Origin of the sequence: Falsiroseomonas oryzae (assembly GCF_027856955.1) — a bacterium.
Taxonomy (GTDB): domain Bacteria; phylum Pseudomonadota; class Alphaproteobacteria; order Acetobacterales; family Acetobacteraceae; genus Falsiroseomonas; species Falsiroseomonas oryzae.
Genome location: NZ_JAPSMD010000029.1, coordinates 1 through 25,749, shown reverse-complemented (window position 1 = coordinate 25,749; position 25,749 = coordinate 1). Strand labels below are relative to the sequence as shown.

20 protein-coding genes and 1 pseudogene are annotated in these 25,749 nt (G+C 69.7%); 9 read left to right on the top strand and 12 right to left on the bottom strand.

Annotated elements, in window-relative coordinates:
- Positions 1-127 precede the first annotated feature (127 nt).
- The 3 genes and pseudogenes from OZN99_RS05625 to OZN99_RS05615 all read right to left on the bottom strand — a co-directional run.
- A pseudogene (locus OZN99_RS05625) lies at positions 128-732 on the bottom strand (transposase); the annotation flags it as partial.
- A 326-nt stretch (positions 733-1,058) separates the two neighbouring features.
- A complete protein-coding gene (locus tag OZN99_RS05620; protein ID WP_270934209.1) occupies positions 1,059-1,673 on the bottom strand; it encodes a phage terminase large subunit family protein in 615 nt (204 codons plus the stop codon).
- Between the two features lie 49 nt (positions 1,674-1,722).
- Entirely contained in the window at positions 1,723-2,703 is a 981-nt protein-coding gene (locus tag OZN99_RS05615) for an AraC family transcriptional regulator (RefSeq protein WP_270934208.1), read from the bottom strand.
- 422 nt (positions 2,704-3,125) lie between these two features.
- Between OZN99_RS05615 and OZN99_RS05610 the strand changes: the two genes are divergently transcribed.
- From OZN99_RS05610 to OZN99_RS33500, 4 genes are all read left to right on the top strand, one after another.
- Positions 3,126-6,017, top strand: coding sequence for a DUF1254 domain-containing protein (locus OZN99_RS05610; protein WP_270934207.1), 2,892 nt, complete (start codon positions 3,126-3,128; stop codon positions 6,015-6,017).
- Positions 6,018-6,067: 50 nt separating this feature from the next.
- Positions 6,068-7,693, top strand: coding sequence for a hypothetical protein (locus tag OZN99_RS05605; protein WP_270934206.1), 1,626 nt, complete (start codon positions 6,068-6,070; stop codon positions 7,691-7,693).
- A gap of 360 nt (positions 7,694-8,053) precedes the next feature.
- Positions 8,054-8,572, top strand: coding sequence for a helix-turn-helix domain-containing protein (locus OZN99_RS33505; RefSeq protein ID WP_408611807.1), 519 nt, complete (start codon positions 8,054-8,056; stop codon positions 8,570-8,572).
- The gene (locus OZN99_RS33500; RefSeq protein WP_408611808.1) at positions 8,488-9,129 is read left to right on the top strand and encodes an IS630 family transposase; all 642 of its coding nucleotides are present in this window, start codon (positions 8,488-8,490) and stop codon (positions 9,127-9,129) included. Before OZN99_RS33505 ends, OZN99_RS33500 begins: the two co-directional genes overlap by 85 nt.
- 490 nt (positions 9,130-9,619) lie before the next feature.
- Here OZN99_RS33500 and OZN99_RS05595 read toward each other — a convergent pair whose 3' ends face one another.
- Together OZN99_RS05595 and OZN99_RS05590 are read right to left on the bottom strand one after the other, a co-directional pair.
- Positions 9,620-10,720 carry a helix-turn-helix domain-containing protein gene (locus tag OZN99_RS05595; RefSeq protein WP_270934204.1) on the bottom strand — a complete coding sequence of 367 codons (1,101 nt, stop codon included), beginning with the start codon at positions 10,718-10,720 and terminating at the stop codon, positions 9,620-9,622.
- 134 nt (positions 10,721-10,854) lie between these two features.
- Entirely contained in the window at positions 10,855-11,718 is an 864-nt protein-coding gene (locus OZN99_RS05590; RefSeq protein ID WP_270934203.1) for an asparaginase domain-containing protein, read from the bottom strand.
- A 469-nt stretch (positions 11,719-12,187) separates the two neighbouring features.
- Here OZN99_RS05590 and OZN99_RS05585 point away from each other — a divergent pair, with 469 nt between their 5' ends.
- Together OZN99_RS05585 and OZN99_RS05580 are read left to right on the top strand one after the other, a co-directional pair.
- Positions 12,188-13,777, top strand: a complete 1,590-nt coding sequence (locus OZN99_RS05585; RefSeq protein WP_270934202.1) for an ABC transporter substrate-binding protein — start codon at positions 12,188-12,190, stop codon at positions 13,775-13,777.
- A gap of 187 nt (positions 13,778-13,964) precedes the next feature.
- Complete coding sequence (locus OZN99_RS05580) at positions 13,965-15,191, top strand: patatin-like phospholipase family protein (protein ID WP_270934201.1); 1,227 nt, start codon at positions 13,965-13,967, stop codon at positions 15,189-15,191.
- Here OZN99_RS05580 and OZN99_RS05575 read toward each other — a convergent pair.
- A complete protein-coding gene (locus OZN99_RS05575; protein ID WP_270934200.1) occupies positions 15,115-15,957 on the bottom strand; it encodes an HK97 family phage prohead protease in 843 nt (280 codons plus the stop codon). The genes OZN99_RS05580 and OZN99_RS05575 overlap by 77 nt on opposite strands.
- Positions 15,958-16,286: 329 nt before the next feature.
- Between OZN99_RS05575 and OZN99_RS05570 the strand changes: the two genes are divergently transcribed.
- Entirely contained in the window at positions 16,287-17,363 is a 1,077-nt protein-coding gene (locus OZN99_RS05570) for a calcium-binding protein (protein ID WP_270934199.1), read from the top strand.
- Between the two features lie 160 nt (positions 17,364-17,523).
- Here the strand turns inward: OZN99_RS05570 and OZN99_RS05565 are convergent, their stop codons facing one another.
- From OZN99_RS05565 to OZN99_RS05540, 6 genes are all read right to left on the bottom strand, one after another.
- Positions 17,524-19,002: a phage portal protein gene (locus OZN99_RS05565; protein WP_270934198.1), complete on the bottom strand. Its 1,479-nt coding sequence runs from the start codon at positions 19,000-19,002 to the stop codon at positions 17,524-17,526.
- Entirely contained in the window at positions 18,999-19,235 is a 237-nt protein-coding gene (locus OZN99_RS05560; RefSeq protein WP_270934197.1) for a phage head-tail joining protein, read from the bottom strand. Before OZN99_RS05560 ends, OZN99_RS05565 begins: the two co-directional genes overlap by 4 nt.
- A gap of 51 nt (positions 19,236-19,286) precedes the next feature.
- Positions 19,287-20,852, bottom strand: a complete 1,566-nt coding sequence (locus OZN99_RS05555) for a sensor histidine kinase (RefSeq protein WP_270934196.1) — start codon at positions 20,850-20,852, stop codon at positions 19,287-19,289.
- 198 nt (positions 20,853-21,050) lie between these two features.
- A complete protein-coding gene (locus OZN99_RS05550) occupies positions 21,051-23,018 on the bottom strand; it encodes a phage terminase large subunit family protein (protein WP_270934195.1) in 1,968 nt (655 codons plus the stop codon).
- Positions 23,018-23,473, bottom strand: a complete 456-nt coding sequence (locus OZN99_RS05545; protein WP_270934194.1) for an elements of external origin — start codon at positions 23,471-23,473, stop codon at positions 23,018-23,020. Before OZN99_RS05545 ends, OZN99_RS05550 begins: the two co-directional genes overlap by 1 nt.
- 287 nt (positions 23,474-23,760) lie before the next feature.
- Positions 23,761-24,660 (bottom strand): hypothetical protein, encoded by a 900-nt coding sequence (locus tag OZN99_RS05540; RefSeq protein ID WP_270934193.1) that lies wholly within the window; start codon positions 24,658-24,660, stop codon positions 23,761-23,763.
- Between the two features lie 279 nt (positions 24,661-24,939).
- Here OZN99_RS05540 and OZN99_RS05535 point away from each other — a divergent pair, with 279 nt between their 5' ends.
- Positions 24,940-25,176, top strand: a complete 237-nt coding sequence (locus tag OZN99_RS05535; RefSeq protein ID WP_270934192.1) for a hypothetical protein — start codon at positions 24,940-24,942, stop codon at positions 25,174-25,176.
- Positions 25,177-25,274: 98 nt separating this feature from the next.
- A partial coding sequence (locus tag OZN99_RS05530) for a hypothetical protein (RefSeq protein WP_270934191.1) occupies positions 25,275-25,749 on the top strand: 475 nt, incomplete at its 3' end.

Sequence of the window (25,749 nt, the reverse complement as noted above, 5' to 3'; positions counted from 1 at the left end):
GGAACACCTGCTTGGCGATGTCGAGGCCAATGGTCGTCACCTGCATGATCGCTCCTCCTCCGCTAAGTGGCACCGAAGGCCAGCCTCGCACATCGGCGCAGAGAAGCGGGGACCGTCCATCCCATCACACCTCGTTCGGCGCCGTCGCCCGGGGCCGCCCCACGCGGTAGCGCCAGGCCCGCTTGCGCCGCGGCACCTTCGCCCGGATCGACAGACCTTCCTCGCTGTAGAGCCGGTAGGTGCGCTTGTGGTTCACAGGCCAGCCCTCTCTCCGCAGCAGGACGTGCAGACGTCGGTAGCCATACCTGACCCGGCTGGCCGCCAGGTCGCGCAGCCGCACGCGCAGCTCGACCTGCGGATCCCGCCGCGAGCGATACCGATGCGACGACCTCCGAAAGCCTGTCGCCAAACACGCCCGCCGTTCGCCTACGCCGTAGGCGCCCTGTAGATGGCGCACCACCTCGCGGCGCACGACGGGCTTCACCACTTTCGGCGCAGAACGTCCTGCAACATGGACTTGTCGAGCGTCAGGTCCGCGACGAGCCGCTTCAGCTTCGCGTTCTCCTCCTCGAGCTGCTTCAGCCGCCGGATCTCCGCCACGCCCATCCCGGCGAACTGCTTCTTCCACCGGTAGAACGTCGGCTCGGAGACGCCCATCTTGCGGCAGATCTCCTCCACCGACGTGCCGGTCTCGGCTTGCCGCAAGGCAAAGGCGATCTGGCCGACGTACACGTCGGCCCGCGTAGCGCTTCCGCTTCATGGCACCCTCCTCCAAGGGTCAGAGTGCCCGAAAAAATCGCGCTCCACCCGGACCAGTTCTCCGGGTCAGGACCAGTCATCCGATTCACCCGCAGCGTGGTCCATCGCGCCGTCACCAAAGCAGCCTCAAACTATTGAAACCTTGCCGCAATTCCGACGATTCTGGCCAGCAGCATTGAGGTCATCCGGCCTTAGAGGATCGACGGCGCATCCTCCGGCAGGCCGCAGAGCCGCAACGCCTCGAGCTCGATCTGCCCGTCGAAGCCGCCGATGCCGATCTGCGCGAAGCCCACATACGCTCACGCGCCCCACTCGACGCGCAGGAACGTTCGGCTCGGATCGTTGCCGTAGGAGATGCGGCCGAAGGTGCCGCTCGGCCCGCACACGATGCGGAACTGGTGGCCGGGCGAGACCGCGAGGGTGACTTCCGGCACATCGAGCGTCTGGTCCGCCGTGTCGCCGGGGTGGAAGCCCGTGGCTTCACTGACGGTCGTCCAGGTCGATCCACCATTCGCGCTGCGCTCGATGCGCGCGAAGATGGTGCCCGCGGGTGATCCGCCGAGCCCGTCCTGCATGACGCGCGCCCAGATGCGTGCGGAGGCCACGCCGGCTGCCACGGTGATGGTGCTGTTCGCTGATTCGAAGACGTTGAGAGTGTCGACCACCTCGGCGTTCCAGAACACCCGGCCGAGGGAGAGCGACTGCGAGCTGGTGTAGCTACCGTAGATCCAAAGCTCACCGATGTGGAAGCCGATGGCGTGCGGATCCGTCGCGGTGGCCGTCGCCCGCCATTCGCCCGCGGCCAGCATCGCCTCCTTGTGCTGCTCGCCGATCGGCGCGTCGCAGTCCTCGCAGAGATAGCGCGCCGTCCCCGACCGCTTCGTGAATGTCGAGAGTTGAACCCGCCCTCTCACTCCCGTTGACAGAACTGCACAGGGATTCCGCGGCGCCGTCGCGCCCGTGTCAGCCTGGTCGCGTCCGTCGTGGACCACGCGGTTGCTGACCCAGGGTCGCCGACGGCGATTCTCCGAACATATGCCGATAAGTCACGGAGAAGCGCCCCAGGCTCCAGAAGCCGTACGTCAGCGCGATCGTCTTCACCAGCGCGGTCGAGCCCGACGCGCGCTTCAAGGCGTCACGCACCAGTGCCATCCGACGCCGATGCAGATAACCATGCAGGCTCATGCCATGCACTGCCTGAAAGGCATCATGCAGCGTGCGGGGCGAGGCGCCGAGGGCTGTGCAGACCTCGGTCGTGTAGATCGGCCGGGCCAGATTGGCGCGCAGGTAGTCATCGGCCTGGGCAACGAGGCTGAGCACTCGGCGGGACTGCCGCGTCGGGCCATCCCACAGGCGCGACCCGGCCAAGAGCTCTCCGAGATGCCCTGCGAGCATATCGGTGAGGGACGCGGCGAACCCCTCGGTTGCGACATTGGCAGGATTCGCCACGACGAATTGCGCCGCGCGTCGGAAGCACTGCCGCAAGGGGCCCAACGATGACGCTTCGCCGCGCAGGAAGCGATAGCGATCAGCGCCGCCGAACGGCACGCCCCAGGCCTCGGTCAGCGCCTCGCCGTCATCCTCCGTGAAGGTCAGATGCGCCCAGGCATCATCCACGGCGACCGTGGAATCCAACGGCGCCCCGGGCCGGAACATCATCAGGTCATCGGGGCCGATCGCGTGGCCGTTGAAGATCGTGCCTTCCGGGCCGTGCTGCGAAATCAGCATGCCGATTCGGCCCGCCCCCGCGACACCCCGCGACAGGTGCGGCGAATCCCGTCCGAGCTGGATAATGACGCGGCCAAGCTGGATCTGCGTCAGCTCGGCACGGAACGATCCTGGGTTGACCGGTACGTAGACGACATCCGCATCGCTGATGGCGGCGGCGAAGCTGTCGAAATCGTCGAAGCGGAAGGTCGCACTCCCGATCGGCGGATCGGGCATGGGAGGCGGCGCACCGATCCCGTCGTCGAGAGGCGCCTCGGGGAGAGGACGCTCTGGCCCGGCCATGGTCAGCGCATGTCCCGGCTTGCCGGGGCGCAGTCCTCCGCGCCGGTCCTGACGCGGCCGGCAGAGCGGCGAGCGATCGGTGCGGCTGCCGGCCGCCGCTTATGGCGTGTTTCTGTGTGCGAATTCGGCAAACCCGGCGCATCCGATTGCAAATGGCCGGAACATCCATGCACGATGGATGTGTTTGAGCAACAACCGGGTGACAGGCGACGGGATGGCCCGATTGCTGGCCGTATCCGTCGAAGCTGGGTCCGCAGAGCCGGTCCTGCCGGGCCGCGCATTCACCTTCGTCCCGCCGAACGACGCGCGGGACGTCACGCTGCCGGCGCCGCATGGCGCCAGAACAGGAGAGTAGGATGTTCGGTCGCCGTCCCCTGATCGCAGGCCTTCCGGCGTTGACGGTGCCGGGGCTCGCCGTGGCGCAGACCAGCGCGCCGCCGGCCGGCCAGGCCAATCAGGCGGCGCCGGGAACGGCACAACCGCCCGCGGCGCCCACCGCCGCGCTCACCGCGCTGAGCGCCATCGCGGAGGAAGCGTATCTCTACGGCTTCCCGATGCTCATCGGCTACAAGGCGATGTACGCGTTCAACATCGACCGCGATTCCGGGCAGTTCAAGGCGCCGTTCAACCAGATCGCCAACGAGGCGCGGGTGTTCACGGCGGCCGACACGGCCATCAGCACGCCGAACAGCGACACGCCCTATTCGCTCCTGCAGCTGGACCTGCGGGCCGAGCCGGTGGTGATCTCGATCCCCGACGTGCCGCGCAACCGCTACTTCGACGTCCAGCTGGTGGATCTCTACACCTGCAACTATGGCTATCTCGGCAGCCGCACGACGGGCGCCGCCGGGGGACACTTCCTGGTCGCCGGCCCGGACTGGCAGGGGACGCCGCCGCCGGGCATCCGCGGCGTTTTCCGCTGCGAGACGCGGTTCAGCCTCGTCATCTTCCGCACCCAGCTGTTCGGCCCGGACGACATGGACAATGTGCGGGCCGTGCAAGCGGGCTATCGCGCCCAGCCGCTGTCGACCTTCGCCGGCACCGCCGCGCCGCCGCCCGCGCCGGCTATCGACTGGCCGCGCTTCGAGCAGGATGCCTTCACCTCGCGCTTCGGCGAGTATCTCTCCTTCCTGCTGCAGTTCTGCCCGACGACCGGTTCCGCGGCCGTGGAGCAGCCGCTGCGCGAGCGCTTCGCCCGGATCGGCATCGGCTGGCCCCGCCGGGCGTCGGCGCCGCCCATGCCGGAAGCCGAACGGGCGGCGCTGGGCGAAGCGGTGCGCACGGCCGTCGCGCGCATCCGCGCGCAGGCGAACGGCATCGGCATCGACATCAATGGCTGGCGCGTCGGCGCCGCGCAGGGCAACCGCGATTTCTACAACGGCAACTGGACGCTGCGCGCGGCGGCCGCGCTGAACGGCATCTACGGCAACAACCCGGAAGAGGCGACCTATCCCTTCGCGCGGCACGACGCCACCGGCGCGCCGCTCGATGGCAGCCTTCACACCTACGCCGTCACTTTCCCCGCCGGCCAGCTGCCGCCGGTCAACGCCTTCTGGTCGCTGACGATGTACCAGACAGAGACGATGCTGCTCGTCGCGAACCCGATCGGCCGCTATCTCATCAACTCGCCGATGCTCCCCGGTCTGAAGACCAATCCGGACGGTTCGCTCACGCTCTACGTCCAGCACGCATCGCCCGGCGCCGACAAGGAATCGAACTGGCTGCCTGCGCCCGCAGCGCCGTTCACGCTCGTCTTGCGGATGTACTGGCCGCGCAGCGAGCCGCCTTCGATCCTGCCGATCGGCCAGGGACAGTGGCGGCCGCCGCCGATCCTGCCGACCGGCGACCTGCGCGCCGAGAGGGTGACGCGGTTCGGCGACAAGTCGCTGGAGAATTTCATCCGCACCGACGACCGATACGGCCATGACGGGCTGTTCCAGGGGCCGCGCGGCTGGGGCTACTGGAATTACCTGGAGTCGCCCCGGCCGATCCAGAACCCGAACCTCTGGCCGGACATGCAGTCCACCTACTTCCTCGGCCGGATGGCCCTGCCGGCGGGCAGCACCATGACGCTGCGGGGCCGCTTCCCGCAAGCGCGCTACTTCCAGCTCGCCTTCTACAAGGAGGAGAACGACACCTTCGTCTCCATCGGCGATGCGCTGGAGGGCCGCACCATCGCGCCCGATGCCGGCTCGACCAATCCGTTCCGTGTCGGCGCCGACCGCCTGGCCGAGCAGCGCGATTTCACGATCCGCATCCTGGCCGCCGACGCGCCGGCCAACCCGGCGCAGCGCGACGGCAATACGATCTACGTGGGCCGCGGCGGCGAGACGCTGCAATCCGTCCTGCGCATCTACCTTTCCGATCGCGGCAGCGACGGTGCCGGCTTCGGGCCGTCCAACACGCCATCCGCCATCCGTGGGCTGCCGGGCTACGAGGCGGTGCTCGCCGACGGCACAAGGCTGAGCGCGCCGGAGGTCGTCGCGCGCCTCGCGCGGCCGATTCCGGGCGAGACCAAGAAGCCGATGACGGACCAGCAATGGGAGCAACTGGTCCATGCCCCCGACAACGACCCGGCGCTCGACCCGGCCGCGGCGCCCGCGCGGCCTGTCCCGAAGTGGGAGAAATACTGGAACCTGCGCTACTCCCTCCTCGGCGCCTTCAAGACGGCCGAGGCGCAGGGGCGCCTTCCCTTCGCCGGGCCGATGGATGCCGGTGGCGATCCGTCGACGCAGTACATGCTGACCTTCCTCTCGCGGAAGTTCGGCCCGGTCTATGTGATGCGGGGACGCATGCCGATCTTCCCCGACACCTACGCCGGTCCCGGTGGCCGCGGGGCGGCCGTGATGCCGGCCGCGCAGACGCAATACTGGTCGCTCGTCAGCTGCGAGGCCGCGCCCTCCGGACAGATCGTCGATGGGCTCTGCGACATGCAGGTGCCGCTCGATGCCGAACGCAACTACACGATCGTCTACAGCCGGCGGGAGGACCGCCCGGCCAATGCGACTGCGGAGAACGGCGTCGCCTGGATCGAATGGAGCCCGCGTGGCGAAGGGCTTGCCGGCCCGCGCAACCGCGTGGACTTCGGCATGCTGATGCTGCGCATCGTCGCGCCCGATCCGGGTTGGGCGGAAAGCCCGGAGAAGGTCACGCGGCCAGGCACGGAGGAGGCAGTGATGGGCCCCTACCTTCCGCGCGGGGAATACACCACCAAGGCCGATTTCGAGGCTCGCGGAGCGCGCCGGTGAGCGCGGGCATCCCGACCTTGCGCCTGCAACGGGCAGGCTGGAGAGCATAGATGAGCAAGCGTCGTATCTTCGCTTTCGCTGGCGTGGCCGTCATCGCCGCGCTCGGCTTCGCGGCCTACAAGCTGGGCGGGACGATCATCCCCGGGAAGGTCGAGCAGCAGGTCGCGCGGATCGGGCTCTCCCCCAACCAAGTCGCCGCCAATGGCCCGCTGCCGGGCGAGGTTTCGCTCTATGCGCGGGAGTGGGCCTGCAGCCAGGCGCTGGAGACGCCGGGCTATTTCCGTTCGCTCAACGGTGCCGAGATTTCCGACGCGCAGCGCAGCGGAGTGTTTCCCTGCGCCAGCTTCACCGGATCGCGCACCGGGCCGAACCGCGTGCTGGCATTCCGCAGCCTGGACGACTACCCCGGCATCTCCTACGTCAACAACCGCCGGCCGGGCGAGCTCTACATCGTCGGCGGCGAGTACCAGACGCCCGCCGATCCGAACATGGCCGGCCCCTTCGTCTCGAAGGCGAATGCGACGACCGGGCGTGAGATCTGGCGCACCTACCTCGACAACCTGAACGCCTCCGGCCGCTGGATCGCCAACGCCAACCTCAACATCCTCGAGAACGGCCGCATCGTCTTCGCGTGGTCGAACCAGATCGTGCTGCTCGATCCCGACACCGGGGAGATCCTGCGGCACAACATCCTGCCGGCGGGCGACGCGCCGATTGCCGATGTCAACTTCAAGCACCTGACGGTCGCCCCCGACGGCACGCTCATCGTGAAGGACCAGACCAGGCCGATCGGCTGCACACGGCAGGGCACGGTGGCGATCCTTCTCTGCGAGGGAAGGCAGCCGAATTCGCATCTGGTCGCCGTGAACCCCGAGACGCTCGAGATCATCCACCACATCCCGCTGCCCGAGCCCTCCGCGGTGCCGCATGCCATCACGATGTTCCAGGGACGGATCGCGATATATCTCGGCTTCAACGAGAGCGCGCGGCGCGCCTTCTGGGACCCGGCGGCGCGCCAGCTTTCGATGGACCCGAGCTGGGTGGTGCGGCCCATGCGGCCGGGGCAGACGACGGCCACCGCACCGAGCCTCGTGGGCGATTGGGTCGGCTTCCAGCTCAATGGCACCGGCAGCACGACGGTGCCCTCCAGCGTCGTGGTGGCGCACCAGCAGGATGCCAGCCGCACGAACATCATCTTCCCCTTCGGCGAGCGGCTCGCACCCGGCGCCTGGAGTTTCGCCCCGCCCAAGGCCGGCGCGGATCCCGAGAACAACATGATCTACTCGGCCGATGCCGGCCTTGGAAAAACCGCCGGCATCCGCATCAACCCGCAGACCGGCCAGCTGACCACGGCCTTCGTCATCGACAACGCGACCACCTCCTTCCAGCCCGTGTTCGGGCCAGCCAACCAGCGCATCCTGGTGCTAACGAACATGCGGAACAACGTGAGCGCCGAGCCGCGGCGGATCGCCCTGTTCACCGGGAACTACCGCGAGCAGCTGACGTGGCGCGACGCGGCGACCGGACGCCTGATCGCGGAATCGGATTTCTTCGAGCCGCTGACGATCAACTCCCTCACGCCTCCCGGCTTCGGCGGGCGCGTCTACTTCCCGACGGCGATCGGCGGGGGCTTCTACGTTCTGCAGGTGATGCCCGCGGCCCGGGCCGGCCAATAGGGCGTGGCGTCCGAACGACGATCGGTCGCATCGGCGGCCGGAGCGCGGCGCTCGCCTCGGAACGTGGCGGCCTGGGTGCCGTCGACGCGCCCTACGGCCAGACGGCCAGCCCGCGGGAAGACGGCTACGTGGATAGTGTTAACGGCAAGCTGCGGGACGAACTGCTGAACGGCGACGTCTGTCGCAGCGGCCGAGCCGAATTCCGCATTGCCCAGGTCAGCGAGTTTGTGGGCGTGCTAAGCGCGACGGATCTGGCGCCGCTGCCAGCGTCCTTATACCCGGCTCGTGAAATGCTGACTCGCCTGTGTAGGGTGCGAGACGAGCGGTCGTGATTCGGTGTCCTCCGGCATCTCGGAGGGCATGACGGTGGGAGCGCCGCTGGCGATCCGGACGGACTTGGAGGCGGCGGACCTGCGCCGCCTGGCCCGACGAGAGAGCGACGGTCGGGTGGCGGCGCGGCTGATAGCGCTGGCCAACGCGCTGGACGGCATGAGCCGGGAGGCGGCGGCGCGCGCTGCCGGGATGGACCGCCAGACGCTGCGGGACTGGGTGATCCGCTTCAACGCCGAGGGCATTGATGGCCTGCGCGACGCCCCGCGTCCCGGCCGCCCGGCGCGGATGACCGACGGCCAGCAGGCGGCCTTCAAAGCGCTGATCCTCCGCGGCCTCGATCCGGAGCGCGACGGCGTCTCGGCCTGGCGGGTGGTCGACCTCTGCCGCTTGGCCGAGGAGCGCTTCGGCGTCGTCTACCGCAAGGGCGGCATGCTGCGGCTGGTGAAGTCGCTCGGGCTGTCCTGGCAGAAGACCCGGCCACGACACCCGCTGACCGACACAACGGCGCAGCGGCGCTTCCAAAAGGGGGCCTTGCCGCCGCGCTGAGCGAGATCGCCCGACGTCATCCCGACAAGGAGTTGCAGCTCTGGTGCCAGGACGAGGCCCGCGTCGGCCAGAAAGGGCGCGGCAAGCGGGTCTGGTTCGAGCGCGGCGTCCGCCCGGTCGGCATCATCGACCGCCGCTATGCCTCGGCCTGGATCTACGCCGCCGTCCGGCCCGGCACAGACAAGGCCTTCGCCCTCGTGCTGACCGAGACCAGCGCCGCCGCCATGGCCGCTTTCCTCCAGCGCTTCGGGGCGAGCCTGCCGGAGGGCGTCCATGTCGCCCTGCTGCTCGACGGAGCAGGCTGGCACACGGCGAAGGACATCGCAGTGCCCGACAACGTCAGCCTCGTCTTCCTGCCGCCCTACAGCCCTGACCTGAACCCAGTCGAGCGCGTCTGGCTCTACCTGCGAGAGCGCTTCATCTCGCATCGCCTCTTCGCCGACCTCGGTGCCGTCATCGACGGCTGCTGCGACGCCTGGAACCGCCTCATCGACGACCGGGGCCGCGTCGCATCCCTGACCGATTACGCCTACCTGCGGTCGGTCAGGATTTCATGAGCCGGGTATTACAGGCTTAGATGATCTACGCCGCGGCGATCCACGTCAGGAGCGGCGACAGGTCAGGGGCCGCCGACCTATCGGCTTATCTTTCTGGACAGTCGGCAGGCAGCGCGCTGCGGGCGATCGGCATGGAGGCCACCATATAGCCGGCGCTCCATCCCGCCCGGGCGGGGCGGGCCCCGGCAAATCAGGCGAGGGCCGCCAATGAGACGGCATGCCGGCTGGCGAGGCCAGTCCGTCGCGGCGCCATCGTCCGGTTTCCGCCCATCGGCGCGGTAGTACTTCGTGACGGAGGTCTTCGGCGGCAGTCGACCCCAACCGGACCGCCATCGACGAACCTACCGAATTGCAATCCGAGCAAGGGCCTCCGGCTCGGGAAAACGCGATCGCGAAACCGATCGGCTCGCGACCGAGGCCGGATCGCAAAGCGGTGCCGCTACCGCCCTGGAGCGACGGTGAGACCCATTTCGGGGGCTCCGAAGCGCGGTCAGAGCCGGCGCAGCAGACCCGCGAGCTCGCTGGTTCCCGCCTCGGGCGCCGTTTGCGCCATCGCCACGATCTGCCCGGCCTGCGCGGCGATCCGGAAATCCCGGGGAGTGCAGCCGAACCTCTGCCGGAAGAGCCGGCTGAACGCCGACGAGTCGAAGAAGCCGATATCCTCCGCGATCGCCGAGATGGTCCGGTTGTCCATCGGATCGGCGAGCGCACGGGAGACTGCGCGCAGCCGCTCAGACTGGATGTAGTGCGCCACGCCCCCGTGCGGCTCGAACATCCGATACAGCCGCGAGCGCGACACCCCGGCGAGGCGGCAGAGGCGTTCGGGACCAAGCACCGCGGAGCCCAGGTTCTGACGGATGAGCGCCTTGACGCGCGAGATCTGCGTGCTGTCGATCGTCGCGCCAGCCGCGGCCATCGCATCGGCCGAGGGGACGAGGGAGGCGGCGATCATGGCGCGCGCTGATTCGACGACGCGCGGCACCTCCGAAGCGTCGAGCGTCGGCACCTCCGCGGCGAGTTGCGTGAGGTAGGCCGCCAGGATACGCCCCATTCCGCTCTCGAGAGGCGTGTCGCGCGAGGCATGCAGCGCGATGCCGATCTCCGGCACGACCTCGCGCGGGACGAACAGGCAGAGCCACTCGATGTCCGACCGCTCCGAGAAGAAGACCGCGTCGAGCGAGGAGATGCTGACCGCCCCGGCCGGCAACGTCACCGAAGCCTCGGCGGAACGCACGCGCCGTTCGCCATGCCGGGCGATACTGATCATCCAGTGGTCGAGCAAACCTCGGCGGGCCTGGGCAGCGTTCCGCGACAGCCGCGCCGCGGGCGCCCGCGTCGTCGCCAGCGCCAGCGAGCCGAGCGGCCATACCTCGCGCGTTGCGGCGAAGCCGGACGCCCGGTCGGCCAGCGGCTCGGTCTCCACCGTACCGGCGCTCGACGCGTGCCAAGCGTCGAACTGCTGGGCTGGCGGCAGGTCAAGCGTCGAGAAGACCAGCGGCGGCGCCGGCGACGTGCCGTAGCGCACGACGACCTGATCCGCTTCCCGCTGCGGGCCACGCGGCGCAGGCCTGGCAAGATCGGATGCAGGCACGTGCTAGCCTCCTTCGCTGGGCACCTTCGGGCAAGGGCCGCGGCTGCCCGGGCTGCCCAGCCACGCCGCTGTTCTAGCCGCGCGCAGCAGGCCTGCGCCAGCATGACATGGAGATCGGCACGGCTCGTCCCCTGTCACTGGTAGGGCGAGAAAGCCGCGGCAACGGCGGCATGCCCGGCCCCGCCGCGCAGCGCCAGGCCAAGGAGCAGCCGCGCCTTGAGCCCGGTCAGGCAGCCGGCGGGGATTAGCCCGTGGCGCAGGAGGTCCGTGTCCCCGGCCTCGTCCTCCGCCATTCCTGTTCCGCCGCCGCGCGCGACGACCACGCCGTCCGGGGCGCGCGAGGCGAGCACCACCGGCATGCGGGCGGCGAGCTCGCAAAGCGGCGGCACGGCCTCGATCGGTACGTACCCGGCGCCCATGCCTTCCACCACCGCACCGTCGTAGCCGAGCGTCGGGAGCGCACCGAGGCGCCGCCCATCCTCGCCCATCGTCCAGCTCAGCAATGCGACCGCTCGCGGCGGACCGCCGTGGAAGGGCAGCACCGGCAGCCGCGTCACGCGCACCCAGAAGCGCGGCCTTCCTTCGACGACGGTACCGATCGGTCCGACCAGCGGCGACAGCAGTTCGGGCGACGGGCCGGTGCGGACCCGCTGCGCGAAGCGCGCCGCATGGATGCGATCCCCGGCCAGCACCAGCGTGCCGAGATCGCGCGCCTCCCGGCAACCGGCGACCCGCATCGCGGTCAGCAGCTGGCCGCGCGCGTCCCCGGTCGTGGCCGGCCCGGCGCCGGCGGCGGTGACCACGACGGGCTTGGATCCGGGCACGAGCAGGTCGAGGACGAACGCCGATTCCTCGACGGTGTCGGCGCCCTGCGCCACGACGGCACCGTCGCAATCCTCGGCGAGCGCCTGCTCGATCCGATGCGCGACCTCCACGAGATGTGCCGGCGAGAGAGAGGCACTCGGCAGATGAGGCCACGCGTGCAGCACAATCTCCACGTCGCAGGCGATCCCGGTCGGAGCTCCGAGGGCATCGATGCCGCCGGCCAGCGCGGCCGCCTGGCTGCCTAGGGCCATGAGGAGCAGGCGGGGGCGTCCGTCCGGGCGTGCACCGCGCTTGCCATGGGCAGGAAGGGCGACCGTGCGATCATGGCGGCTGCGGCTGGCCCGATGCCCTGCCCGGGCGCGGCCCTTTCCCTCGTTGCTCCTGTCCATTCCTCCGCCCGGTCTCCAACAGACGCCGCAGCACGTCGCAGCGCCCCTAGGCATTGCGGCGGCGGCGCTCGGATCACCCGCGGAGTCTAGCCGGCAGGGCGAGGCAGGATGATGGGCTGGGAATCCTCGCAATGTTGATCGCGTTCCAGAGATCCTCCCTTTGGCGGAGGGGTGCCGCGCGCTGGGCCGCCTGCCCGTCCGATCCATGCGCCTGGAAGGCGGGGGTCGCGGTCCGCTATGCTGAGCCGAAGGTATGACACGCCGCCGAGAGCTGATCGGCGCGGCCGCCGCCGCGCTCCTGTCGGCGCCCGCCACCCGGGCGCAACGCGCCGCCGCGCGGACGCTCCGCTTCGTCCCGCAATCGGACCTCGCGGTGGTCGATCCCGTCGTCACCACCGCCTATGTCACGCGCAACCACGCGCTGATGGTCCATGACACGCTCTACGGCCTCGATGCGTCGCAGCGGCCGGTGCCGCAGATGGCGGAGGGCCATGTCGTCGAGGAGAACGGACGGCGCTGGACCTTTCGCCTGCGCGAGGGCCTGGTCTTCCACGACGGCGAGCGGGTGCGCGCGAGGGACTGCGTCGCCTCCATCCTGCGCTGGTCCCGCCGCGATCCGCTCGGCCAGCTCCTGGCAGCGCGGATCGAGGAGATCGCGGCGACCGACGACCGCGATTTCACGATCCGTCTCTCGCGACCGTTCGGGCCGATGCTCGATGCGCTGGGCAAGCTCGCCTCGCCGGTCTGCGCCATCATGCCCGAGCGGCTCGCCCGGACCGATGCGGACCGCCCCCTGGCGGAGGTCGTCGGCTGCGGCCCCTTCCGCTTCCGGGCGGATGAGCGGGTGCCTGGTGCGCTCACCGTCTACGAGCGCTTCACCGGCTATCGCCCGCGGGAAGGTGGCGTGCCGGACTGGACGGCCGGGCCGAAGCTCGTTCATCTCGACCGCGTCGAGTGGCGCGTCATGCCCGACCCCGCCACCGCCGCCGCCGCCTTGCAGCGCGGTGAGGTCGACTGGTGGGAGCAGCCCAGCTTCGACCTGCTGCCACTGCTGCGCCGCCGGGACGACCTAGCGGTGGTGACCACGCCGCTGCTCGGCTCGGTCAGCATCTGCCGCTTCAATCACCTTCATCCGCCTTTCGACAACGCGGCGCTGCGGCGCGCGCTGCTTGGCGCGGTGAACCAAGCGGATTTCATGACCGCGGTCGCTGGCACGGAGCCCGGCACCTGGCGCGACAGCGTCGGCATCTGGCCGCCCGACACGCCGCTTGCGACCGATGCGGGCCTCGAGGCGATCACCGCCCCGCGCGACCTGGAGCAGTCCCGCCGCGCGATCCGCGAGGCGGGCTACCGCGGAGAGCGGATCGTGGCGCTCGTCTCGACGGATTTCCCGGCGGGCCAGGCGGCCGGCGCAGTCGGCACCGACCTCTTCCGCCGCCTCGGGCTGAGCGTCGATCACGTGGCGACGGATTTCGCCACGGTGGTCCAGCGCCGCGCCAGCCGCGAGCCTGTCGAGCGCGGCGGCTGGTCCTGCTTATACACGGGCTTCGCCAGCCTCGACCTGCTCAACCCCGGCCTGCATCAGCTCGTTCGCGGCGGCGGCGACCGCGCCTGGTTCGGCTGGCCTTCGATCCCGCGCATGGAAGAGCTGGCCGCCGCCTGGATCGATGCCCCCAACCTCGAGGCGCAGCGGCGCATCGCCGGCGAGATGCAGCGCCTGGCCCTCGTCGAGGTGCCCTACCTACCGCTCGGCGAGTATTTCCAGCCGACGGCCTATCGGCGCGACCTGAAAGGCGTGTTGCCCGGGCCGCCTGTCTTCTGGAACGTGCGGCGCCGGGCCTAACCGGCCTCGCATCGCCATCGGCTGGCCGGGTCGCGCGTCGCGTCATGACGCAAACGGTGGCCTCGTCCCGGTCTTGTGCAGCACGTCCAATCCCCTCGCGGAAACCACGGCAGCGTCGCTGGTGCGGTTCCAGCGCCGACGCCCGGTCGCGTATAGATGCAGGCCTGCATAGAGATCGGGGACGCCGGTGACCAAAGCATCAAGCGGCAGCAGCCCATCGCGGCGCGCGCTGCTCGGCTCCACGTTCGGCCTCGGGGCGGTCGCGGTGCTGCCTGGCTGTGCCATCCCGCCTCGGCTTGCCGCCGTGCCGGCCAACCGATCGGGTGAGGCGCGCGTCCTCGACCTGCCCAACGAGCGCTTCCGGATCGCGACGCCCGAGGGCCAGGCCGGGTTCGACCGGGAGGTCGTGGCCGCGCTCGTGCGCCGGCGCCGGGCGCTGAACCTGCCGGACGGTGCGATGGTTCCGGAACTGAACCTGCTGGCCGTCTCCGGTGGCGGCGAGAACGGTGCCTTCGGGGCGGGGCTGCTGAACGGCTGGACGGCGCACGGGACGCGACCGGTCTTCGACCTGGCGACCGGTGTCTCCACCGGCGCGCTGACCGCGCCCTTCGCTTATCTTGGCCCTGACTGGGACGCTGCGCTGAAGGACGTCTACACCGCCATCACGCCGGATCGCGTGTTACGCCGCCGCCGCATCACGGCCGCGGTCTTCGACGACGCGCTTGCCGACACCGCGCCGCTGTTCGAGACCATCTCGCAGTACTTGGACGAGCGCATGCTGGCCGCGATCGCCGACGCCCACCAGCAGGGTCGGCTGCTGCTGATCGGCACGGCCGACATCGACGCCCAGACGCCGGTCGTCTGGAACATCGGGGCCATCGCCAGCAGCGGCCATCCCCGCGCCCTCGACACCATCCGTCGCGTGCTCCTTGCCTCTGCAGCCATCCCGGGCGCCTTCCCGCCTGTCATGTTCGAGGTCACGCTCGACGGCGAGGCGCATCAGGAGATGCATGTGGATGGCGGCACCTTCGCGCAGGCCTTCCTCTATCCCAGCGCCGTGACCAGCGCCCGGCGCGCCGCGCTCGCCCGCCGCCAGCGGGTCCCGCCTGCGCGCGCCTGGGTCATCCGCAACGGGCGGCTGGATTCCGAATGGGCGACGGTGGACCGTCGCAGCATCAGCATCGCTGCGCGAGCCATCTCCAGCATGATCGCCGCGAGCGGCTTCAACGACGCCGTGCGGCTCTACTTCTTTGCACAGCGCGACGGCGTGGACTTCAACCTCGCCTATATCGGTTCTGACTTCACGACCCGGCTCGAATCACCCTTCGAGCCGAACTTCATGCGCGCGCTCTATGCCTACGGCTACGAACGGGCGCGGGCCGGTTTCGAGTGGGCGAAGACCCCGCCGCTCTGATCGAGGTTGCGGCAGCGCGCCGCGGATCGGCGTCGCCGTGAGGCGCTTGGTGCGCCTCGCCCTCTTCGCCGCCGGAAGCGTGCTGCTGCTTGTCGGCGGCATGCTCGCCGCTCGGCGGCGTGACATGGCGCGATGCAGCGACAACAGTGGCCCTCTCGAATGGGCGGCTGGGGGAGCCCTGGTCCCCCTGCGCGCGAACGGCGGCGTCACGATCGATCGGGATCGGCACGACGGAGATCTCGAAGGGCTCCCAATCCACGGCGCGGTGGACGGTCTGCCCGGTGGCGGTGTCGGGCCGCGGCTCGTAGCGATGCACGCGATAGCCGACGCTGACCGCACGCAGCGTGCCGTCGGCGATGCGTTGCCAGACCGGCTCGACGTCCGCGGCGGACGAAAACTGCAGGGTGGCGTAGCCGCGGCCGCGATCGAGGCGGGCGGCGGTGACGCGGCCAAGCACGTCTCGGGCGTCCATGCTGCGATGAGTGTTCAGCACCGGGGCGCTGCCGGAGCGCAGCGCGTCCATGCGCACCGCGTTCGGCGACATCTCCAGCTCCTCGGTGATCAGGCCGAGGGCGGGGACGAAGTTGCGGGCACGGGCGCCAGTGGACCACACCACCTCGACCGTGCGCGCGGCATGATCGACGGTGGCCGGCGCGGTGATGGCGCGGTGCGCCACGATCGACTGCCCAGCGGCGGGAAGTCGATCGGGCGCAGCATCGGCTTCCGGCGCAGCATCGCTGCCGGCCGGTTCGGTCGTATCGGTCATGCTGGATCCGTCTTCATTGCTGCGCTCAGGCCACGCACCTGCTGCGCAACGGTGCCGCCTCGCGGCGGGATGATCGTGACTGGCATGAAGAGAGGTCGCTCGGCCTCGGCGTGGTTCCGAAGCAGCAGCACCCAGAGGATCGGGCGTCGATGCCCGTTCCGAAGGCCTCGTCCGGCAGCAGGGTTCCTAGAGCAGGTTTCGCGTGACGCAGTACACGCGAAGCCGGCGCGTCGCGCGTGGCATCATGTTGCGCGTCGCGCGCAGTTACTTGGCAACGTGCCCGGCGCATTCCTCCGTTCACGCCATCATGGCGGACACAGGAGGAAAAAATGTATTCGTCGCTTCGCGCCCACGACCTGCTTCGCGGGCCTCTGCAGCTTCCGGCGGTACAGCGCACCGCGCCCACCGCATCGCTGCTCGAAGATCTCTTCGACTTCGTCGGCGGCGCGGGCAACGACCACTGGACCGGCACCGCCGCGAACGAGACCGCCTTCGGCAATGCCGGGAACGACGTGCTTCAGGGCGGCGGCGGCCATGACGAACTGACCGGCGGCGACGGCAACGATCACCTCGCCGGTGATGCCGGTGCCGACACCCTGCGTGGCGGGAGCGGCGACGACCAGGTGATCGGCGGAGACGGCGACGACCGGATGTTCGGCGATGCCGGCAACGACTCCCTTCATGGCGGGATCGGCCGCGACATCATCCGCGCCGGCGAGGGCAGCGACTATGTCAGCGCCGGCGAGGGCAACGACGAAGCCTATGGCGAGTCCGGAGACGACACGATGTTCGGCTCGGGCGGCAACGACATGCTCGCCGGCGGCGACGGCAACGACCAGCTGCAGGGTGGCGCCGGCAATGACGGGCTTCATGGCGGCAGCGGCCATGACCTCATCCTGGGCGACTACGGTAACGACGTGATCACCGCGGGAAGCGGCAACGACACCGTCGAAGCCGGCAGCGACAACGACCTGATTTACGGCGAGGACGGGAACGACGTGCTGAGGGGCGGCCATGGCAACGACACCATGGTCGGCGGCAGCGGCTTCGACTCGATGGATGGCGGCGCCGGCGCCGACCGCTTCATCTTCAACGCCGTCTCGGAAAGCTCCGGCAGCGGCGTCTGGGACGTGATCGTCGGCTTCGTGCGTGGTGCCGACAAGATCGACCTCTCGGCGATCGACGCTGACGCAACCGATTTCGGCTGGCTGAACCACAGCTTCACCTTCATCGGCTCGGCCGAATTCAACGCGGACGACTTCGGCAACTCGGTGGGCGAACTCCGCTACGAGCAGTACAACGGCTTCACCTCCGTCATGGGCGACGTGAACGGCGACGGCGCGGCGGATATCGCCATCGCGCTCCAGGGCAGCTACGCCCTGACCGTCAGCGACTTCGTCCTCTGAGGGTGCCGCGGCCGCGGCGGGTGCTTCAGCCCGCCGTGCGCCAAGTCTCCCATACTGCCGTACGGACGCGCAGCAGCGGCCTGCCTTGCTGGTCGCAGGATTCCACACGGCTGCGCGCCACTGCAACGGCGTGCACCATGCCCGCGTCATTCGCACAGCTTTAGCCCGTGAATTCGTTGGTATTTTGCATCGGCGCCGCAGCACCCGTAGCGGCGATCTCGACGGCGGCCATCTGCGCGGCGTCCTGTGCCGCACCCGACTTCGCGACGCGGCGCGGATCGGTGTCGAGCGAGATGCCCGCTTCATCGAGCAGCGCATTGGCCTCGCGGATCATCTCCACCGCGGCGCGGAAGTCGTAGCCGAAGGCGCCCGCCGCCTCGGGCTGTGGCACGAAGCCGGCGCGCACCTGGGCGATCAGCGCCGTGGTGTCCTTCAGCGGGTCGATCATCTCGTGTGCCGGTGGGACGTGGCTGACGCCGTCCGGCATCTCCGCGCCCCACAGACCGCGCAAGGCGCCCTGGGCGTGAAAACGCTCGGCGATCGGCCGGATCAGCATCGGGATCAGCATCCCGTACTGCACCTGCTCGCAGAGCCGGCGGAACTCGATCTTGCCGGCGCGGAGCGACGAGTAGTTCGCCTGCGTCAGGTCGCCCGAAACCTGGTCGTAGGTGAGGCCCGCGCCGACCGCGGCGGCCTCGAGGGCGCGGCGCGCGAAGGCAGCATGCGATCCACCGCCCGAGGGGTTCACCACTTCCACGCTGCCCATCCCGCGGCGGTAGAGGATCATCCCCGGCTCGAAACTCTCGACGGTGCGGCCCTGGGCGTCCCGGAGAAGTCCAGCCGCGGCGCCGGTGAGGGCCTCGTCGCCCTCCTCCGTCACCACCGCCGCAAGGCAGGCTTCGATCTTGGCCTTCATGAGCAGTGCGGCCTCGTAGTCGCCGAGGTCGCGCAGGCGCAGCAGCACCGGGGCGAGCCAGGAGACGTCGCGCAGCTGTCCGGGGCGGCGCTTGCGGTAGACGTGCAGCACCTCCGCCGCCGGGATGCGCTCGCTGCCGAGCCAGGTGGCACCCGGCAGAATCCAGGCCGCGCCGGGATGGACACGGTGGAGCCAGTAGCCGACCGGCTGGCCGGCCTCGCCGAGGGCGATGCCCTGGATCGTCGCTGCGCCGTCCACCATGCCGTTCCGCGCGGTGTCGAGGTGATCCACCTCTAGCACCTGCAACCTGAGGCCGATCGGGTTCGCCGGCGACGGTGGCACCATCAGGAAGCGGACGAAGCACTCGCCGCTCTCGACGACGGCACGCATGGCCAGCGCCTGCAGGCCGTAGAGATCGAGCCGCCCCTCGGCGTCGCAGGCCGTACTCTCGGCCCAGCGCCGCCAGGCCTCGGCGTGGCGTGCATCCGGCCAGCGTGTCGTGATGCCGGCGCCCACCGCATTGCCGGTCCAGAGATCGACGATGCGGCTGGCATAGGGATCGTTGCGGACGGCATCGCGGGCGCGGCGCGCCACCGTCGCCGCGGCAGTGCCGACCTCGGCGGTGGCGCTGCCGCCGGACGGCGCCCAGGCCGAGGCACGCTGGTCCTGCGCCGCCGCATAGCCGCGCAGCACTTGCCAGGCATCCCGAAGGCGTCGGATCACCCGCTTCTCTCCCGCGAGAAGCGGGCCAGCGTCACGGACGGACGGCGCGCGGCCGCACTCTCCGCCCCCCGCAGTACGGCGAGCGCCCGGCCGAGCTCATCGAGGCTGCGGTACTCCACGGTCCGCCCGTCGAAGGTCACGCGCGTGGTGCCGCCGGTGTAGGCTACGGCGAGGGCGGCCGCGCGGCTGCCGGCGGGCTGCGCCAGCGCCCAGGCGAGGACGGTCGGGTCCATGGTCCGGTCTCTCCAGCGCAGCACGCTGTATTGTCGGCTGTTTGGCGGTCGCTATTCGCGGCGGCTCGCAGCGGCTGCGGGGTCGGCAAGGACACGCGCTGTCGGCAGCCCGATCTCGGTGATGAGGCCCGAGCTGGGCCAGGCCCAGTCCAACGCGCCGCCGAGCTGATCTACAACGGTGCCGCGCATCACCCGGGAGCCGAAACCCAACCGGGTCGGCGGCGCCGCGATGGCAGGTCCACCGTGCTCCGCCCAACGGAGCCGCAGCATCGCCTCGTCGTATGTCCAGGTCACCTGGACTAATCCCGTCTTAGTCGACAAGGCCCCGTGCTTGATCGCGTTTGTGGCTAGTTCGTGCAGTGCCATCGAGAGCGGCTGTGCCGCTTTCGGCGCGAGCATGACACGCGGCCCGACCACTTGTGCTCGCGGCCCCTCTTTCGCTCCGGCCGGAGCGAGAAAGGGCTTGAGCTCGCCACACACCAGGTCCCGGAGGTCGGCGCCAGCCCAGCGGGTTTCGGTCAGCAGCGTGTGCGCGCGTGCCAGGGCAGAGACACGCCCTTCCACCGCAGCAGCATAGGCGCGGGGCTCGTCCACCGGGGTCAGGCGCAGCGCGGCGAGCACCACGGCGAGCGCGTTCTTCGCCCGGTGATCCAGTTCCCGCGTCATGAGCTCCTGTCGTTCGTCGGCGTGCCGGCGCTCCGTGACGTCGCGCAACAGCCCCGCCACGCGCCAGCGATCGCCCTCCTCGGCGACCTCCCAATGGACCTCGCCTCTGATCTGCAACCAAATTGCTTCGCCACTGAAGAGCGTTGCCCGGAATTCCTCGGCGAGCTTGCCGCCGTCAGCCACCAGTCGCCGGGCAACCGCCTCCAGGTGAGGACGCTCCCCCGGATCGGCCAAGGCCGCCAGGCCGCGCAGGTTGAGCGGCGCGCTGTCCTCCAGCCCAAGCAGACGGCGCAGGGTGTGCAGGAGCCTGTCCGTATCGGCCGCGCGTCCGTTGGCCTCGAACGCGACGACGCCGGCTGCCTCTTGCGCCCGCCGCAGGCGTGCCTCGGCCTCCGCGGCTTCCTGGGCCCGGCGTGCCTGCAGGCGCAGCTCGAGCTCGTCGGAAGCGAGCCTGGCCAGGGTGGCCAGCCAGCGCCCTTCTTCCTCGCTGATGCCTTCCGGCCGCGGCTTGTCCGAGATCACGCACACCGTGCCGAGCTGGAAACCGTCAGGCGTCCGCAAAGGGACCGCGGCATAGAAGCGAATGAATGGTGCTCCCGTCACCAGCGGATTGTCGACGAAGCGCGGGTCGCTGGCGGCATCCCGGACCAGAAAGACTTCATCAGCATCGCCTTGGATTGCGTGCGTGCAGAACGCCCACTCGCGCGGCGTCTGCTGCGCCTCCAAACCGACCCTTGCCTTAAACCATTGTCGCCGCTCGTCGACGAAAGAGACCAGCGCGATCGGTGCCTTGAACAGATCACGTGCGAGCATCGCAAGCCCATTGAAAGGCTCTTCGTCAGGCGTATCGAGAATGCTGTAGCGATGCAGCGCCGCAAGTCGCTCATCCTCCCGCCTGCCGACAGACGATGCGGCAGGCGGGCCAGTTGACGGGCTCACGTCGGACGACACGGCCACGTCCTTGTTCGCACTTGGATTCGCCATCGGCAGTTGATGCCCAGCTTCCTCAGATAGCCGCTTCGCCCCTCTCAGGGTTGCACGGTCCAAAGATCAGGTGAATCAAAACAGCTGCTGAGGTGGGAGCAGTTTCGCCCCTGCACCGAGCGCCATGGGCGAAAGACGTCTCGGCACGGCGCGATGCACGAGCGTTCAGCGCAGCCAACCACGCTGCGGCGCGAGCCAGCCCCTCGGGCGATGAGTGTCGGGTGCGACCGGCGGCGATGCGGGAGCGACATTCCCGCTGGCGGGAAGCTCGGCTGCCGGCAGCGACAGCGCGTCCGCCATACGCGCCCAGCGGCTTTCGCCCCAGCCGTCCATGCCGAGCGCCGCCGCCGCCGCACGGGCATAGACCCGGCAGTCCAGCGCCTCGTTCCGCTCCCTGGTCTTCACCCACTCCAGCCGGCGAAAGCCGTTCCGACCGGCACGGGCGACCAGTTGCTCGGCGGTGAGCTGCCGGCAGAATTCTTCGCCCGCCGCATGCATGGGGAGGTGGACGTAGCCCGGCGGGAACGGATCGCCGCTCTCCTCCGTCGGCCGCTCCAGCTTCAGCCAGCCATACGTTTCGCCCTTCAGGAAGGACGAGCCCACCGGCCAGACCTTCAGCCCGCCCAGCTTCCGGCCGTTCCGCCGCACCTCCGTCGCCGCCGGCTGGCCGACTGCGGCGCGCAGCCCGTCCTGGCCCTTCACGGCGATGGCGCGGCCGGCACCGGCCCGGCGGACGAATGAATAAACCTCCGCGGTGGTCATGCCGTCGCCGCTGTCGATCGCCGCCATGGCGACCGGCAGCCGGTGCCCGCTGGCGTGCCGCCAAGTCTCGCCCAATAGCAGCCGCAACTCCTCCCACACCGCCGCCTCGAACGGGTTGCCCGCGAGCACGCGGTGCTCGACCAGCCAGGACTGTCGATCCTGCCCCCAGGCCCAGAGGCTCGCCTCGAGCCGATCGCGCTGCACGTCCACTCCGGCTGTCAGCAGCAGCCCGCCCGCCGGCACGGTGGCCGCGGGCCAGTGCTCGCGGCGGTCGTAGAGTCGCTGCCAGTCCGGCGCCTCGCCGGCCTCCTGCCAGGTCTCGCCCAGCACGGTGTTGCGGAAGGTCTTGATCGCCCGGTCGTCGCCCTGCGCGGCGAGCCAGAGCCGCGCGATCTCCGACCAGGGCATCCAGCCCGGCGGCGAGTAGAGCGCCGAGATGTGGAAGCCGATCGCGTGCGGGTCCGTGGCCGTGGCCGTGGCCCGCCATTCCCCCGCGGCCAGCATCGCCGCCTTGTGCTGCTCCCCGATCGCCCCGTCGCAATCCTCGCAGAGATACCGCGCGGTCTCTGGCTGGCCCTCGTCCCAGACCAGCCGCTCGAAGCGCAGGTGCTGGCGGTGGTCGCAGTGGGGACACGGCACGAAGTAGCGCCGCTGGTCGGTCGCCAGATACTCCCGCTCGATCCGCGACAGGCCGGCGATGGTCGGCGTGCTGACGAGCAGCATCTTGCGGCGCCAGCCGAAGGTGCGGGCGCGGGCTTCGGCCAGCGCGATCGGATCGCCCTCTCCTTCGACATCACCGGGATAGGCGTCGATCTCGTCCAGGAACAGGAACCGCGCCGACATGGAGCGCAGGCCAACCGCGCTGTTGGCGCCCGTCATCACCAGCTGCCCGCCGGGGAACTCTTTGCTGAGCTGGCGATTGCCGCTGTCCCGTGATCGTGCCGGGGCCACCCGCTCGCGGATGGCCGGCGTCTCCTCCACCAGCGGGTCGATGCGCTGGTCAGAGAAGCGCTTGGCGAGCTCGGTGGTCGGCTGCACCGCGAGCATCGGCCCCGGCGCATGGTGGATGACGTAACCAATCCAGTTATTGCCGCACTCCGTGCCGCCGACCTGAGCGCCCTTCATGAACACCACGCGCCGCGCGGCCTGCGCCGGTGACAGTGCGTCCATCACCTCGCGCAGATAGGGCGTGCGCACGGTGCGCCAGGGTCCCGGCTCTGCCGACCCACGTGAGCCGAGTACGCGATGCTTGTCCGCCCACTCCGAGACGAGCAGCGCCGGCTCGGGCGCCATGCCGTCGCGCCAGGCCTGCAGGATCTCGGCGTCGCCGTCGAAGCGGCTGAGCTCCTCCAGGAGATGCTCGCCCGCCATCAGCCGACGCTCACCCGGACATCGTGCCGCGCGGCCAAGTGCTCGCGCAGGCGCGTGTCCATCATCGTCTGTAGCCGATGCGCATCCACGCCGAGCTCGGCGGCCATCTCAGCGGCCACGCGGGCGGGCCAGCCGAGGATGGCGTCGCGCTCCTCCTTGGCGAGACGGTGCACCAGGAGCAGGGCGCGGGCCTTGTCGACGAGCTTGCCCTTGCGCTCGTCGAGCCGCAGCCGGCGCTCCTGCGCCTTCAGCACCTCGTTCGCGGTGCGCGCGTCGTGAAAGGTGTTCTGGGCGGCGCGCGGCAGTGGATCGGCAGGCGGCGTCATCGTGGCGGTTGTCGGCGGCGCTGCCGGCATGGGCTGCACGAGCGCCGCCGTCTTGCGGACGGGATCGCTGCTGTCGGCCAACCGCGCGCGGACCTTCTCGACGTCCCAGGCGCCGTCGGCCTCGGGCACGATGCGGCCCGCGCGCTGCGCCTTCTGCAGCGCCGTGTGGGAGACGCCGAGGCGGCGCGCCACCTCGCGCTGCGAGGTGACGAGTAGGGGGGAAGACGCTAGCATTGGGGACGGTCCGGGCTTCACAAGAACGGCTCTCGCACCACCCAGGACACGCGCGTGCCGCTTGCTGCCCAACGGAGCGCACCACCTGTTCAACAACGCCAAGGCGCGCTTAGTGAGCGCGGAGCAGTTCGGGATCGCGCTGGCAACTCATCGTCGTCCGCGTCCGGCGCAGAAAAGCTGCGTCAGCCCTGGGAGGCAGCAGGCGCCGTCGCTGTTCCGACACCACGCACTGGTCCTTGGGAACCAAAGATCTGACGGTATTTCTCCGCTGACATCGGCGCTTCACGATTTGCGATGCCATCAAATTTGCGCTTCAATGCGTCGACGAAGTCTTTGTCGTAGTGCACTGCCCAGGCAATCTCCGCTGTACGAACGAGATCATCCGTTCCGCCGTCTGGGCGCGGTTCCATGCTTTCGATCACATGCCGTACCACACCAGACCCATCTCGACCTCGAACGAGAGCCATCGAAGGCAGATTTAGCAAGCGCCGCGCGTCGATCGTCCTGACCTCGCCGCGCACGGAGTTGCCGTCTCGGTCCTTCCTTTGGAGCTGCTGACACACCCAGTCGACATAGGCGTCGGCAAGCGGCAGCGAGTCTGGCTGAACCTGGAAGCGGATGACACTGACGCCTTGGCGCAGGCATTCGTCGAGGCGTGCCATCACCGCAGTCATGCGGCTCTTGGCCTCTTGGTCAAAGCCCCTTGCAGAATACCCAGAGCTGACGACGTAGATTGTGTCGGCTTTCGGGTCGTAGGAATCGGCAAGCATTTGAGCAAAAGCGAGCTTGTCGTTTTCGCCAGCACCGCGTTCTCGCCACGCATGCTTCGGGACGTGGTACGCACTGGCGGTCGCCTTCCCACCCAACAGGAAGTGGGAGCCCACGCTCACGGCGAGTGCCAGCGCTCCTAAGGCGAGGATGAAGTTGGTCGTCAGCCGATCTGCGGCCAACCCAGCAATCACAGCAAGAGAACCGAGGAAGACAAGCAAGAACGATAGAACGTAAGCTGGAAGACTGAAGACACGGTCTACACCTCGCTGCGCAACATCGCGCCAGCTGCTGCCCTCGCCATCCTTCGGCATGGCTGCACACCCCCGCTTCCGCGCGCAGCATTATCCGTGCTTTCGTAACACCCTTACAACCCTATTCATGGCGGGCGCTGATTGAGTGGATCGATCAGCATAGGATCATTGGCCTCAGCTCCTATGCGCCGAAACGCGGCGCCCGATACGTGAGCATGATCTGATCGAGTCCCATCAAGTATAGCAGTTCGCATCGCGCCGATCGCGCTTGGCTCAGCTCCCACCGCAGCGCGAATGGTCCGTCACGCGCGGAGCACCGCGCCGCAGACGGAGAGCACGATGACCGACCGAGACGCCCGCGCCGCGCGCAACCAGGAGCGCAGCCTCGCGGCCTTCCTGAAGCACAAGGCGGAGCTCGACGCCGTGCTTGCCGAGTTGCAGCAGGCCAGCGCGGACCACTTCGGCGCGGATCCCGAGACGGTGCTCTGGGGCGAGGCCGCATGGCTCGCGGACGCCACCGCGAAGCTGAAGGACATCGCCGACCAGCATTTCCGGCGCGGCGAGTACGCCGCCTAGCGCGGGCCACTCCCGCACCGCCCCGACCGGGTTCCACCCGGCGGGGCTCCCGGCAGTAGGGGGCCGAGGGTCGGCTCCCGGAACCGGAGATCCCGACGATGAAGCTTTCGGACACCCAGCGCGCGATCCTCACCGCCGCCGCTGAGCATCCCGAGCACCTGGCCTACCCGCCCGAGCGGCTGCCCGCCGGCGCGCGGCAGAAGGTGGCGCAGGCGCTGCTGAAGCAGGACCTGGTGATCGGCGTGCACCGCCCTGCCTACGACGCGGTCGCGAAGTGGACGGTGGACGGCGACGAGATGCTGCTGAAGATCACCGACGACGGGCTGCGCGCCATCGGCATCGACCCTAACGCCGGCGACGCGCGGGAGGAGGACGAGCAGGGCGCGGCCGCGATTGCGCGCCGCAACGCCGAGCGCCACTCCGCCGCGGAGGCCGCCGCGACGGAGGCCGACACAGCGCCCGCGGGCGGGGACGACGCGCCGGAGTGGGATGCCCCCGCGGAGGAGGCCGAACCCGCCCAGGACGCGTCGACGCCCGCCCCGCGCACCAACATGCGCGACGCCGCCGCGGCGG